The organism is Paenibacillus sabinae T27 (assembly GCF_000612505.1).
GTDB classification, from domain to species: domain Bacteria; phylum Bacillota; class Bacilli; order Paenibacillales; family Paenibacillaceae; genus Paenibacillus_AQ; species Paenibacillus_AQ sabinae.
Genome location: NZ_CP004078.1, coordinates 1343864 through 1356927 on the forward strand (window position 1 = coordinate 1343864; position 13064 = coordinate 1356927).

Here is a 13064-nt window from a genome sequence, read left to right on the forward strand (position 1 = left end):
AGTTGTAAAACCAGTCGGGAATCAAATGCAGCAAGCGAATGTTAGACATGAGAACAACGCCAAACGGCACCCGCCGTAATTCGTAAAAATAATGCGCAATCATGCGAAAAACTATATAAAAGTTCATGAAAAAATGGTAAAATAGAGTATAACGAAGTCATACGAATCTAAAGGAGAGTTGACAAAATGGCGGTAGCGGAAATCGACGTTTTAAAGCAGCAGCAAGCGGAAATTCAGGAGCAAAAAAGGCTCGTGGAAAACCGTTTGGTGCTGGTTGATCAAGGGCAAGGCGCATGGGACCGGGAAAGCTTGAAGGCGGAAATCCAGGCGCTTGACGATGAAAACAATGCGATCGGAAACAAGATCAGCGAAATTGAGTACACGCAAAAGCAGCAGGAGAAAACGGCAGAGATTGAGGCCCAGCACGAGGTAAGAGTCGCGGAATCGACCAAAGAAATCGCCTATATCTTTGACAATCTGGATTTTGGAGTGCCGACGAAAGAATTGTTCCTTAACTTCACGGAGGAAAAAGCCCAAGCGTCTTATGAATATGTTCGTTCGATGCTTGAAGCTGCGGTGGTTGAACGGGAAAAAGTATCTCTCCTGAAGATTAAGGAGCTGGAAGAAAAGAACGCTTCTCTCGAATCGGAAAATGCAAAGATTCAGGAAAAATACGATGTATCCACACAGGAAAACGGTCGTTTGTCGCTTGAACTGAGCGCAGCCAAACTGCAAATTACCGATGCGGAAAGCAAACGTGATGCAGCAGCAGCGGCTTTGGAAGAAGTAAACAAACAACTGGAACAGGCGAAAAGCTGGAACGATGACCTGCAAAAGCAAATCGCTGTTGGCGCATCTGCTGCGGCGAAAGTGGTTGATGTTGTAGACGCTCGTCAGAAGTACATGGAAGAACGGCGCAAAGAAGAAGAGACTAAACCTGTTATTTACGACATTCAAGCTTTGGACATGAAGAAGTCGAGATTCAGCGCGAAACTTGCGGAAACTGATGAAACGGTTGAGTTTGGATATCTCGAACGCGGTAAGTACCGGGTGGTAACGCCAGAACAGGCGGGCACATTTCGCGCCGAATACCTTGCCAAGCAGCAAGCAGCCGCAGAAGCAGAACATGTGGGTGCGGATAGCAACGGGTCTGTGGCGATGGAGGAACAACCTGTAACGGTACCGGCCTTTCAAGGCGATGACAGCACAACCGGTGGAGTGGATCAAACAGACGCTGGTACACCAGTGGCAGATAAAACAGTTGAGGAAAGACTCCAAGCGCTTGAATTAGCGGTGTTCGGAACAAAGGAGGAGGCGGCGTAAGCTGCCTTTTCTACTAAGGTTGATATGAAAAAAGGAGACAAAGTACGGAATAAAGCAAATAAATATCGGACCGGAATTGTTGTCGAAACTGAAGTAAGGGTAAGTTTAAGACCTGCTGCTATAATTCTCATGATACAAGTGATTGAAAACGACAAGTATGGGAGATTGTGGGAGCCTGCGAGTAAGTGGGAAGTTATCGAGGAGGGAGAACATGGACAACAACCAAGTGACTGAGCTGCTGAAGAACTTCCGGTCGTATGAGTATGCGGCGATGATGTGCGGAGAACCTCCAGAAGTGGAAAGACAACCGATGATATACATGGAGCGAATGCGAAACCTAACAACATGGGACCAGCAGCGTTACAACCGGATAGTCAAACTCATACGAGGTGCAGTAGACTACGTGTTAAACGATGACCAACGAACGGTGATTATGCGCAAGTATCTGGACCGTAACACGTTAACACTGAAGGAAATCGCCGTACTGCTGCATAAAGACCGTACAACGGTAGGAAGATGGCATACAGAGGCGATTAATAGTCTAGCCAAAGCGTTGCATCCGATGGCGGAGGAAGAACGGGAAATAAACAACTTCGATCACATGTTTGACCGCAATTGGACATTCAAAGAACCCGCGTAAATGCCGCATTATTGCACACAAATGCATCACGGGAAATGATAAGATAATAGCATAAGAAACTCGGGCATGGGCGCCGGTAGCTAAATGCGCAGTCGCCGCCCACTCGGTTTCTTGGCTGCTTCATCCCTTGAATATCTACTCCTGAACTCAGCGCTGATTGCTACGGTCGGCGCTCCTTTTAGCAACAACCGCCATCGAAGCACCGGGAACGGGACGTATGAGATGATGGATTGCATACATGATGTGGTGATAGGTCGCTCAGCCAAATTAGCACATCGAGCAGAGAGAGTAACGGTTAACGCCGTTGCTCTTTTTGCATTAAAAAAGCAAAACTCATTTAGAGTTCTGCTCAATGTATGGCTGTATGGTTTCCGGCAGCCAAAGCGGTGTAGATTCGTTAATTGTGAAGTCTGGTGGAGGAAGGAGACCGCGATTATACGAGTCGCGAACGTTGGAGCGTTCACGACCCGTAGCGCGGGCTATATCGGCTTGAGTGATTAGGTTCATTAGTTATACACCCTGTCTAATTGATCGCAGATATCGTAAAATTGTTCAATGTTTTCAATTGGAGAACTAAGATTTGTTTCGGTATCATTAGTCCATTGATCAGGACCGCCTATAACGCCTGTATTAACGTAAGACATAACTTTGTGGCCGAAAGCCTTGGTACTAACATACTTGTATTTGATACCATTCAACATCATTTCCATTACTCATCGTCTCCTTTTGTTTAACTTCTTGATGTTGTAATCATAACATTGTTATTTGTATATGTCAACACATTGTTATGATTTTATTTCGGAGGTGGTGCATTGGATATCATTCGAGCGGTGGAACTATCCAAGCAATACGCCGCGTGCCCGGAATGCGGAAACATTTACGTAAACAATGGAGAGGGAACGATCCGGATTGATAAAGATTCGTTTTATCGTTCCTGCAAATGCGGATGGTCAGTTACCATAAATGATGAAAAAGAAACGTAAACGTTTATGATTACACTTACGAAGGTGGTTATGTGAACATGATTCTTCATCCAGATGGAAGAGTAGAAGGTACGCCGGAAGAGATTGTAGCTTACAAACGGATCATTAGTACGCAAAATGCTCCTAATGTTGTTTCTTCATCCGTCGATAACATGCCAAGATATGCGACTCAATCACCAACGAATGCGAAATAGTACAAGTTAAATGCTCGAATATACGTTTTTATATCCTACATTCATATATTTAAGTGCAAAGGTGGTGAGAATATGGCATTGACGGCCAAACAAGAATTGTTTTGCAAGGAATACATTGTTGACCTCAATGCCACTCAAGCGGCTATACGAGCAGGGTACAGTGAGCGCACAGCAGGAAGTGTGGGACATGAAAACCTTAAAAAACCTGAAATTGCTGATAAAATCGCTGAATTACAGCAGGAACGCGGCAAAAAGGTCGGTATAGACGCTCAGTGGGTGCTAGACAGGCTTGTAGAGTTAACGGATAGGTGTATGCAGGGTGAACCTGTAACGGACCGTGAAGGCAATCCTACAGGGGAGTGGAAGTTTGATTCTTCCGGGGCGAATAAGGCGCTCGAAAACATTGGTAAGCACCTTGGAATGTTTAAAGAAAAGGTGGAACACAGCGGAAACATGGGGGTGAGCATTATCAATGACATCCCTCGCAAGCAATAGCGTAAGACTCACGGATGTGATTGCTCCTTCGTTCTACGACATTCACTGGGACATCATTGACGGCAAGCATACGCACTACTGGTTATCCGGTGGACGTGGCAGCACCAAGTCTTCGTTTGTCAGCGTTGCAATCATCATGGACATTATGAGTGATCCTGAAGCAAATGCGGTTGTGCTGCGGAAAGTTAAGGACACGCTGAACGATTCCGTTAAGGAGCAGCTTATATGGGCGATAGAAGCGCTGGGAGTTTCACAATATTGGGATATGCCCGAAACCAAGCTGGTTCTTACCTACATCCCCACAGGGCAGGAGATCCGCTTCAGGGGCGCTGACAAGCCGAAGAAGATCAAGTCCATGAAGTTCGCCAAAGGATATTGCAAAATCATATGGTACGAGGAATTGGACGAGTTCACCAGCATGGAAGAAGTGCGGATGATCAACCAATCCTTGATGCGCGGTGGACCTAAGTTCACCGTTTTTTATTCGTATAACCCGCCAAAGTCCGCGAACAACTGGGTGAACACGGAAAAGAACTTCACCCGGGATGACCGGCTGACCTGTCACACGAACTATCTCACGGTACCGCAGGATTGGCTCGGGCAGCAGTTTATCATTGAGGCCGAACACCTGAAGGTGACAAAGCCGCTGGCGTATGAGCATGAATACCTGGGCAATGTGGTAGGTACAGGCGGGGAAGTCTTCGACAATGTGCAGACAAGACGCATCAGCGACGAAGAGATTGAAGAGTTTTACAACATCAAGCGTGGCCTTGACTTCGGTTATGCCATTGACCCGCTGGCTTACACCGTTTCCCACTACGATGCGAAGCACCGCATTTTGTACATTTATCATGAACTGTACAAGGTTAGGCTGTCGAACCGGGAAGCATACGAGCATATCCAGCATGAGAACAAGGATAACGGGTACATTTACGCGGATTCCGCTGAACCGAAGTCCATTAGTGAGCTGCTGCAATACGGATTACGCATTGGAGCGGTGAAGAAGGGGCCTGACAGCATCGAATACGGCATACGCTTCCTGCAATCGCTCAATTCCATCGTGATCGACGATACCCGGTGCCCGGAAACGGCGCGGGAGTTCCTCACCTACGAACTGGACAAGGACGCAAACGGAAACTTTAAGGCCGGCTACCCGGACAAGAACAACCACAGCATTGACTCTGTGCGCTATGCCATGAACGACGAAGCGATTGACTTCCGCGACAAGAAGAAGCAAGCAGCAGATTACGATAACAGCCCGGAAGCAAGAGTTCGGCGCAACATCGCCAAGCAGGGCAAGCCGAAGAAAGGAGTACACGCGGTATGATCTACGTTGTGATCGTGTTGGCGTCAATCATCGTCATACAAATTGTATATGCTGACCGTTTGGACGAACGGCGCAGAAAATATGCTGATGAATTGTGTGAAAGATGGATTGCAGAACGTGAAAAGTGGAACGAAGAACGTCAACAATTGCTTGACCGCATACAGGCTCCATCCTATGACCACCTGAAGCACCATGAAGTGAAGATCATCAAGGCGCAGAAGGAAGACAAAAAAGACGAAACGAGGTTAGAACCCGTATGAAGCTATTCAAACTCGAAATTGGAAACACCATCACCTATGCCGCGGCTGAATCCCAGGAGGACATGGAGCAGCGTAAAGCCGATGTGGACGCGCAATTCGCATTTCTGCCGGTGCAGATAGAGGAATTGACGCTGGAAGGATACGAAATCACCGTTACGCCGCTGGATGCCGAAGAAAAGCCGCGTAACAAAGGCGGAAGACCGCGCAAGGATGCATAACACCGCAGCTTAGAAAGGAGGTGACGGAGTGGACGAAAAGAAGATGACCGAATCCGATTGGGTAGGAAAGGTTGAGGAACTCAAGAAGCAGGGTGAAGATTGGGCCACGCGCAAACAGATTCTCATTAACCTGAACTACTACCTTGGAAACCAGTGGATCGGCTGGAATCAAGGAACCAAGAGCGTACAAGCCCTACCGTATGACGGACAGGAGCGCATCACACACAACGTATTGCAGCAGCGGGTACAGACGAAACTCGCCAAGCAGACGAAGAACCGTATCAAGTACGATGTAACGCCGGACACAGGAGACCAAACGCGCATTGAAGTAGCAAAGGCTGCAACGAAGTTTCTGCATTACTGGTGGGATACCGAGGAAATGGACCTAAAAACCCGTGATATCTTCCTTAACGGAGATGTGAAACAGTGGTGCGCCGCGAAAACATTCTTCGATCCTGAAGCGGGTAAGGACATTACCCCTACAGAGAACGACCCGGGATACAAGGAATGGGAAGCAGCCGGAAAGAAACCCATCAGCACCGGGGAAATCAAATGCCGCATCTGCGACCCACTCACGCTTTACATAGACCCATCCGCCACCACAGACGACGAAATCCGCTGGATCGTGGAAGAAAAGCCGCGGGACATTGATTACGTTAAGGATAAGTACGGAAAAGAAGTCACGCCGGACGATAACGTAGACTTTGCTCCATCCTTTGACATTACGGGCAGCGGTACGGGAATTGTAGAGGGCAAGCAGAAGAACAAGAACATGGTAATGGTGCGGGAACTATGGATGAAGCCATGCAAGAAGTATCCGAACGGGCTGAAGATCACCACCACACGACAGGACTTCCTTGACAAGGACGAAAACGCCGGGGATTTGCCGTACATCATATTTGGTGACATTCCGATCCCGGGAAGTGTCAAATACAAGTCGTTCATGGAGTCCATGCTGCCAATTCAGCGCGGCCTGAACATCAGTTTGACGATGTTTGCTACCAACATGAAGAAGATGGGTGCAACCAAATGGGCGGTTCCGCTTGGTTCCAACGTAGATGAAGAAGAACTCAACGACGAAATCAGCGGAATTATCCATTACAACGCGTCAACAGGCGGCAAGGTCGAACGTATCCCGGGAGCAGACATCCCGAACGGCTTTGACCGCATCATTGAGTATTACAACCGGCTCATTGACGATATGAGCGGGGCCAGAGAGGTCAGCCAAGGACGATTACCGGCTGGACTTGATACAGCATCCGGCCTGCAACTCATGGTTGAGCAAGAGAACGAGAAGATGGCCGTCACCTCACAGAACTATGAACGCGGTATGAAGAAGCTTTTAAAGCGTGTGCTGCGGCTGATGAAGAAGCATTATACGGAAGAACGGCTCGGGCGTATCTTGGGACCGGATAACGATATTGAACTCATCAGCTTCACAGGATCTGATTTGAGCGGTGAAGAGGACATCAACGTTGTCCAAGGGTCTAGCTTACCTGAACTCAAAAGCGCCCAGCAGGACCGCATCATGACGCTGTGGCAAGCCGGTGCAATCCTGAACAAGGACGGTACACCGGATGCCACCACGTTCTTGAAGATGATGGGTATCGGCGATTCCACGGAACTCTTCGAGCAGCAGAAGCTTGATGAAGACAAAGCGAAGATGGAAAACAAGCTGTTCGTACAGATGGCCGAAAGCCCGGAAGTGTTTGCGCTGGTTGATCAGTACCAGCAGGACCAAGCGCATTACGAAGGGATATTGCAGCAAGCCGCAGCAAACGGAATTGACCCTGCCGCCATTCCTGCACCTCCGCCGCTTCAAATACCCGGCGCTCCGATTGTGCGGGACTTCTACGACCACGACGTTCACGTGTACAATCACAACCTGTTCCGCAAATCGAGCGAATACGAGCAGCTTCCGCCTCAGATTCAGTTCATTGTCGATCAGCACGTTCAGGAGCATATGGACGCGATTCAGGCACCAATTATCGCCCAGCAGCAAGCGGAAGCCGAAGCCGCGGCGCAGCAGCAAGCAGAGCAAGGACAACAAGCGGAAGCGGATCGGCAGTTCCAACGTGAAAGCAAGCAGCAAGACCACACCATGAAGATGCAGCAGGAGGCCATGAAGGGCCAAATGGCCATGCAGCAAGCGCAGGTAAAAGCCGGGGCAGGAGTGTAAGTCTCTCTGCCCCTTTCTCATGCAGTTTAATTCGTTCGGGCGTTAATGATCTATGGTCGCCGCATAGAAAGGAGAACCACCATGAACACGAAATACCGCTACACACTGGATTTGCAACTGTTTTCCGAAGAAGACGGAGCAGTTGAAACGGGCGCAGAAGACGTTTCCGCCGCCGGGGAACAAACAGAAACACCAGTAGAAACACAAACCGAAGACTCTGTAAATGAAACGGGCGTAGAAGAAACGGCTGCCGCCGAGCCGCAGAAACAGAATAACTTCGAGAAAGCCTTTGCCAAACGTCTTGCCGCCGAGCGGGAGAAATGGCAGAAGGAAACCGCTGAGAAGTATGGGGATTACGACACGCATAAGGAACTTAGCCAATACTTCCAGCAAATCAACAATACCGATGCGATCACCTTGAAGGAACGCATCGAAATGGAACGGCTACAGGAACGCGCAGAAAAGGAGAATACCACTCCCGAAATGCTGAAGAGACTGGATGAACTTGAAGCCAAGGCCGCAAAAGCAGATGAACTTGAACAGCAACATCAGCAAGAACAGATTAACCGTATGTTTTGGTCCGCAGCCGAAAAGTTTGTCGATGGCAAAGGTATCAGCAAGGAAGACCTTAACCAGTACATGATCGACAATGAAATTTTCGTTGATATGACGAACCCGGAAGCGGCAGAAAAGAAATTCAATATGGCCTACAAAGCCATGAAAGCCGATGAACTGCAACAACAGCTTGTGACAGCGAAAGAAACCGCAGTAAAAGAGTACCTTCAAAGCAAATCCGCGCCGCGTGTAGAGGGCAGCGGAACGCCGGGAGTAGTACACGAAGACACCAGTAAAATGAGCTGGGATGAAATCACGAAACGAGCCGCAGCCAGGTTAGCTGCTGCAAATCAATCTACCTAAAGGGGAAATGAAACATGGCCGCATCTTTAACAACCATTGCCGATGCAATGAAAGTCGATTACCTTCCGAAAATTCGGGAGCAAGTGAATAACGGTTCGAACTATTTTGTAATGAAACTGATGCAGAGAGCACAAACCATTGGCGGCGGGGGTAAAAACTTCTCCATCACGCACCACTATGGCCGTAACTCCGGCGTAGGTGCGGGTACAGAAACCGGTACGCTTCCGACAGCGGGAAACCAATCCTACAAAACATCGACCGGTAACGTCGGATACGTACACGGTCGGCTGCAAGTATCGAACGCGGCGATTCAGGCCACGAAGAAAGATTCCGTTACCTATCTGAAGGAAATGGAAGCCGAGGTCAAAGGTCTGGTTACGGACGTGAGGAACTACGTACAGCGCACTTCGATGGGTGACGGAACGGGTAAACTCGCGACATTTGCCGTAAATACTTCTGTAACCACGCTGACCGTGGACAATGTGAAGGCGTTCTTTATTAACCAGATCATTGACATCGTGAACTCCGGCGGAACTGTAACCGTAACGGGACGAACCGTAACTGCGATTGATCCGGCTCTTAAAACGATTACCATTTCCGGCGCTGCGGTAACGACCGCCGCAACCGACTTCGCCGTTGTAACCGGAACGTACAACGTGGACCCGATGGGCCTTGCTGGTATCATTTCCGATTCCATCACGCTGCAAGGTCTGGCACCGGCTACTTATACATGGTGGAAATCCACGATCCTGGCGAACGGCGGAACGGGTCGCGCCATTTCCGACGCTCTGCTTCGCCAACTGGTTGACTATGTTGACCTTGCATCCGGTAAAAAGGTTGAATGGCTTGCTGCTGGACACGGCGTGCGCGCTTCCTATGAAGCACTGCTGACCGCAAACAGACGCTATGTAAACCCGATGGAGCTTGAGGGCGGATATAAGGCTCTTGAATTTGACGGAATGCCGCTGATCGTGGACAAATACATGCTGGACAAGACGATTTTCGCCGGCAACTGGGATGACCTTAGCATCTACCAAACGTCCGAACTCGACTTCATGGAAGAAGACGGAAGCATGTTCAGCCGCGTTGCGAACTCTCCGCAGTACGAAGCCACTGCGTTCTGGTATTACACATTTGTGTGCCACGCTCGTAACGCATTCGCTGCACTGAAGGACATCAACGTACCAGCAGGTTACTAAGACACAGGGGAGGGCTTAAATGGCTCTCCCTTTTTCTTTTAGGAGGAACCATGAACCGACACTACTTTGAAGGATATCAGCGCGTTTTTACCAATGATATCAACGATATCGAAAAACAGCTGCAGGAATATGACCCAGACCTGTATGTTATGTGGCGACCATCGGACAACACATGGCTTATCATGGACGGATTGCTCGAAATCGCCATTATGAAGATTCCACAAGTGGGCTTCAGCACCTTGGATGCCAGAGTGTACCGGCGGATACGGGAAATTCACGTTCATGGATTCAGCGCCCAGCAGGTGATTAAAGAAGCGGAAGAAAAACACCAGCGCGAACAGGATCGGCTGATGGAAGACTTAGCCTACGACTTCGCCAAGGAATCGAAAGAAGCCTTTATCAACGCCTACGACTACGGACGGACAAGCGGCATCACCAAATATGTGAACGGGGGTGTATAAATGCCCACGCTTGAAGAAATTCGTATCCGCGTATTTAGGGCTACAAGCGGCATGTACACGGATACGTATCACATGACGGACCTCATCAATGATGCGATTCACCAGTTAGTAGAGGGGGCCAGACTACGTGACAGTAGCAGTATAGCCGTAACTGCTGGCGTGAATACCTATTCGCTTCCGGCAAACTTCAAATCTCCCGGAGCTCTGCTTGATGCTACAAGCGCAGACAGTCTTGTGCCGTATGAACTGGTAGATATCACGGAAAACCGCACGGGATACGCGATTGAAGGCGGGGATTTGATCATCAAACCCACGCCGCAGGAATCGCGCACCCTGACGCATTATTACTACAAATACGCTACGCCGCTGGTGAGTGAAACCGATGTACCGGAAATTGATCCGCAGTACCATGACTTGCTTGCGTTTTATGCGGCCGGTATGATTCTTCTGCTTCCGCAGCTATCCATTGCGGACAAAACACTATCTGACCGCTATATGAACCGCTGGAATGAAGGGAAAGCATCCTTTATCAGCGACATGCAGCGCAAAAACAAATCGTCTCGTGCAAGGACGGTGAACACATGGTAACCACTGGGGATTTGCTTCCCACCATCAAGAAGCTGACCGCCTCCTTTGTAGAGGAAATCGGCAGCAACGACACGGACCAAAACTTCTACCTGTTCCAGTACATCAACCACGCACTGCGTAAACTTGCATCCGTGGCGTATAACCAAAAAGATTCTGATCTGCTGGCGATAAGCGGTGACGGATATGTGACGTTCAAAAAGTCCGGGCAGGACATTACAAATATGTACGCGCCACTACGCATTTTGGACCCGAACTGGCGTGATGTTCAAAAACGTGTATCCTTCGCGGATACCCGCGGATGGTGGAGAGAGTCATACAACACGCAGATCCACATTAAAGGGATTGCACTCACCGCGAATCCACTTCCGAGCGGAAACTACACGCTTCAGTACATTGCGTATCCTGCTGCGGTATCGTCGGAAAGCAGCTTAGTTGAATTCCCAGATGCCGGAACGATGGGGCTTTGCTATTACTGCTCTGCGCTCATTGTGGAGTCGCTGGACAACGCGAAAGACTTGGCTGCACATTACTACTCACTGGCTGATAGTCACCTTGAAGTGGCAACACAGGCCAACATTGAAGGCCGGGGAACGTCAAGCGGCGGTTATGTTCCAAGCTTGGTTAACGCGCAACTGTATCGAAATCAGAAATAAGGGGGTGAACCCTTGGCACAGCCTAAATTTGCATTAGAGGTTTTACCCTCACTTGGCATGAACACGGCTTTAAATCCGGCACAGCTTCCGCAAGGTGCAAACCGGATCGCCTATGATGCCGAAATGAAAGCCATAAATACCATCGGAAAGAGGCCGGGAAGCGCTCCTGTGACGAATTCAGCGCTTGGGAGTGGGATAACATTACTCATACCGTACAAGGCCGCAGCATCTAGTGTAGCTCCTGACCTGTTCGCGGTAAGCGGAACGACGCTATACAAGTTCAACGGAACCGATACACTCACCGCGCAGACCATGACCAACGCTTTAGACAGTTCTAATGTGTTCGGCGTAGGGTACACGGATTATGCTGATGTGTCTAACCTTCTGCTTACGAGCGGCGGGTATCTGAAGCAGTATGACGGAACACAGGTGAAGAATGTCACGCCAGCGGCGGACGATCCTTCACCACCTGTAAACAAACTAACTACAATCAACGCACGAGGACTGAAGTACATTTGGGTTCATACCGGTCATGTTTTTGTATCGGATGGAACCGACCTCATGTGGTACTCCAAGCGATACCATTACGACTACTTCCCCGGTGACGTGCAATACTTTAGGTTTATCCGCGACAACGATTATGTGACTGGACCGGGGATTACCTATAACAACCAGTGTCTCATCCCGATGCGCAGGGGATGGGGCGTAATCATCGGGGAAACATTCGATGATGGAAGTTCGGCCAATCCGTTTAAAGCTAACCTTTACCTCAACACGGTTACGGGAAATATTGCTCCGAAAGGTTTTACCAAAGTAACGTATCCGAACGGGACGCAGACGATCGTATTTCTTTCTGATGATGGAGTGCATGAGATTTACGACACCGGAGTGGATGAAGTCGAAACCAGCGGCACCCGGCAGTATTCCACCCGCGCACTCATGAAGGAGAAAATCGACTTCGCATCTTACGGATTCACCGATGCAGAGAAATCCGCAGCCGTGGCTACCTTTAACCCGGATAAGAACCAATTCATGCTCAGTATCAAGCGGGATACGACGAATTACATCTTCGTATACGATACCCGCAACCAAGAGTGGTATCTGTGGCGTTCTCCGTGGGCTGTACAGGCGTTTTCGAAGTTCAACGACACATTATACTTCGGAACGACAACAGGCCATTTGCACGCCTATTCCGACGATCTGTACACGGATTGGAACGATAAGGCGAAGACGACCGGAACTGTCGTTGACTTTGACGTGATCAGCGGGCTAATCAGCTTTGAGTTTAGCGGAGACAACTCGTATTTACACCACTACTTAACTGAATCGCAGATGTATAACCAAAAGTCCTCTCTCGACGTGTATATGGTGTACGGGACCGGCGTTGTTAATCTTCCGAAAGCTTTGTACAACGAGATTTTTGTTTGGGGGGTCACCTCATGGGGAGAAGGGCAATGGGCGAACCTGGAATACACCGACAACGTGAACAACGCCAAACGCTTAGTCATTCATAAAAAAGCAAAGTATTTTCAGCGTAGATGGCGGAACAACCGCGACGAACCTACGCTTATTTTGCGTGAGAAGTTCTTAGGCACCACCAGTAATAGAGGATAGGAAGGTGAAACG

General features: G+C 49.1%; 16 protein-coding genes. 15 read left to right on the top strand and 1 reads right to left on the bottom strand.

All coding sequences use genetic code 11. From position 1 onward, the window contains the following. Positions 1-186 precede the first annotated feature (186 nt). Both PSAB_RS06180 and PSAB_RS06190 read left to right on the top strand, forming a co-directional pair. Entirely contained in the window at positions 187-1323 is a 1137-nt protein-coding gene (locus PSAB_RS06180) for a hypothetical protein (protein ID WP_025333705.1), read from the top strand. A gap of 211 nt (positions 1324-1534) precedes the next feature. Next, positions 1535-1963 (top strand): sigma-70 RNA polymerase sigma factor region 4 domain-containing protein, encoded by a 429-nt coding sequence (locus tag PSAB_RS06190; protein ID WP_025333707.1) that lies wholly within the window; start codon positions 1535-1537, stop codon positions 1961-1963. Between the two features lie 506 nt (positions 1964-2469). Here the strand turns inward: PSAB_RS06190 and PSAB_RS06195 are convergent. Continuing rightward, entirely contained in the window at positions 2470-2673 is a 204-nt protein-coding gene (locus tag PSAB_RS06195; RefSeq protein ID WP_025333708.1) for a hypothetical protein, read from the bottom strand. 102 nt (positions 2674-2775) lie between these two features. Here PSAB_RS06195 and PSAB_RS24995 point away from each other — a divergent pair, with 102 nt between their 5' ends. The 13 genes from PSAB_RS24995 (at position 2776) to PSAB_RS06250 (ending at position 13052) form a co-directional block, all read left to right on the top strand. Then, complete coding sequence (locus PSAB_RS24995) at positions 2776-2946, top strand: DUF3797 domain-containing protein (protein ID WP_084266445.1); 171 nt, start codon at positions 2776-2778, stop codon at positions 2944-2946. Between the two features lie 38 nt (positions 2947-2984). Next, positions 2985-3140 (top strand): hypothetical protein, encoded by a 156-nt coding sequence (locus tag PSAB_RS25730; RefSeq protein ID WP_158442568.1) that lies wholly within the window; start codon positions 2985-2987, stop codon positions 3138-3140. Positions 3141-3212: 72 nt separating this feature from the next. Beyond that, on the top strand, positions 3213-3635 hold the full coding sequence (locus PSAB_RS06200) for a terminase small subunit (protein WP_025333709.1): 423 nt from the start codon (positions 3213-3215) through the stop codon (positions 3633-3635). Beyond that, complete coding sequence (locus PSAB_RS06205) at positions 3613-4962, top strand: PBSX family phage terminase large subunit (protein WP_025333710.1); 1350 nt, start codon at positions 3613-3615, stop codon at positions 4960-4962. Before PSAB_RS06200 ends, PSAB_RS06205 begins: the two co-directional genes overlap by 23 nt. Further along, positions 4959-5222, top strand: a complete 264-nt coding sequence (locus PSAB_RS06210; RefSeq protein WP_025333711.1) for a hypothetical protein — start codon at positions 4959-4961, stop codon at positions 5220-5222. Before PSAB_RS06205 ends, PSAB_RS06210 begins: the two co-directional genes overlap by 4 nt. Continuing rightward, entirely contained in the window at positions 5219-5440 is a 222-nt protein-coding gene (locus PSAB_RS06215) for a hypothetical protein (RefSeq protein ID WP_025333712.1), read from the top strand. The genes PSAB_RS06210 and PSAB_RS06215 overlap by 4 nt, the downstream gene beginning before the upstream one ends. A gap of 28 nt (positions 5441-5468) precedes the next feature. Further along, positions 5469-7619 carry a portal protein gene (locus tag PSAB_RS06220; protein ID WP_025333713.1) on the top strand — a complete coding sequence of 717 codons (2151 nt, stop codon included), beginning with the start codon at positions 5469-5471 and terminating at the stop codon, positions 7617-7619. A gap of 81 nt (positions 7620-7700) precedes the next feature. Next, the gene (locus PSAB_RS06225; RefSeq protein ID WP_025333714.1) at positions 7701-8537 is read left to right on the top strand and encodes a hypothetical protein; all 837 of its coding nucleotides are present in this window, start codon (positions 7701-7703) and stop codon (positions 8535-8537) included. A gap of 14 nt (positions 8538-8551) precedes the next feature. Further along, entirely contained in the window at positions 8552-9736 is a 1185-nt protein-coding gene (locus PSAB_RS06230) for a phage major capsid protein (RefSeq protein ID WP_025333715.1), read from the top strand. 50 nt (positions 9737-9786) lie between these two features. Then, positions 9787-10197 carry a hypothetical protein gene (locus tag PSAB_RS06235; protein ID WP_025333716.1) on the top strand — a complete coding sequence of 137 codons (411 nt, stop codon included), beginning with the start codon at positions 9787-9789 and terminating at the stop codon, positions 10195-10197. Next, positions 10198-10785 (top strand): phage adaptor protein, encoded by a 588-nt coding sequence (locus PSAB_RS06240; RefSeq protein WP_025333717.1) that lies wholly within the window; start codon positions 10198-10200, stop codon positions 10783-10785. It begins immediately after the preceding gene. Further along, positions 10779-11438 carry a phage adaptor protein gene (locus PSAB_RS06245; protein WP_025333718.1) on the top strand — a complete coding sequence of 220 codons (660 nt, stop codon included), beginning with the start codon at positions 10779-10781 and terminating at the stop codon, positions 11436-11438. The genes PSAB_RS06240 and PSAB_RS06245 overlap by 7 nt, the downstream gene beginning before the upstream one ends. Positions 11439-11450: 12 nt before the next feature. Next, positions 11451-13052 carry a hypothetical protein gene (locus tag PSAB_RS06250; RefSeq protein ID WP_025333719.1) on the top strand — a complete coding sequence of 534 codons (1602 nt, stop codon included), beginning with the start codon at positions 11451-11453 and terminating at the stop codon, positions 13050-13052. Positions 13053-13064: the final 12 nt, after the last annotated feature.

Coding starts and splice junctions, on each gene's coding strand:
- PSAB_RS25730 (WP_158442568.1), top strand. CDS start 2,985: ATGATTCTTCATCCAGATGGAAGAGTAGAAGGTACGCCGGAAGAGATT.
- PSAB_RS06230 (WP_025333715.1), top strand. CDS start 8,552: ATGGCCGCATCTTTAACAACCATTGCCGATGCAATGAAAGTCGATTAC.
- PSAB_RS06195 (WP_025333708.1), bottom strand. CDS start 2,673: ATGGAAATGATGTTGAATGGTATCAAATACAAGTATGTTAGTACCAAG.
- PSAB_RS06245 (WP_025333718.1), top strand. CDS start 10,779: ATGGTAACCACTGGGGATTTGCTTCCCACCATCAAGAAGCTGACCGCC.
- PSAB_RS06190 (WP_025333707.1), top strand. CDS start 1,535: ATGGACAACAACCAAGTGACTGAGCTGCTGAAGAACTTCCGGTCGTAT.
- PSAB_RS06210 (WP_025333711.1), top strand. CDS start 4,959: ATGATCTACGTTGTGATCGTGTTGGCGTCAATCATCGTCATACAAATT.
- PSAB_RS06240 (WP_025333717.1), top strand. CDS start 10,198: ATGCCCACGCTTGAAGAAATTCGTATCCGCGTATTTAGGGCTACAAGC.
- PSAB_RS06200 (WP_025333709.1), top strand. CDS start 3,213: ATGGCATTGACGGCCAAACAAGAATTGTTTTGCAAGGAATACATTGTT.
- PSAB_RS06235 (WP_025333716.1), top strand. CDS start 9,787: ATGAACCGACACTACTTTGAAGGATATCAGCGCGTTTTTACCAATGAT.
- PSAB_RS06180 (WP_025333705.1), top strand. CDS start 187: ATGGCGGTAGCGGAAATCGACGTTTTAAAGCAGCAGCAAGCGGAAATT.
- PSAB_RS06215 (WP_025333712.1), top strand. CDS start 5,219: ATGAAGCTATTCAAACTCGAAATTGGAAACACCATCACCTATGCCGCG.
- PSAB_RS06225 (WP_025333714.1), top strand. CDS start 7,701: ATGAACACGAAATACCGCTACACACTGGATTTGCAACTGTTTTCCGAA.
- PSAB_RS06205 (WP_025333710.1), top strand. CDS start 3,613: ATGACATCCCTCGCAAGCAATAGCGTAAGACTCACGGATGTGATTGCT.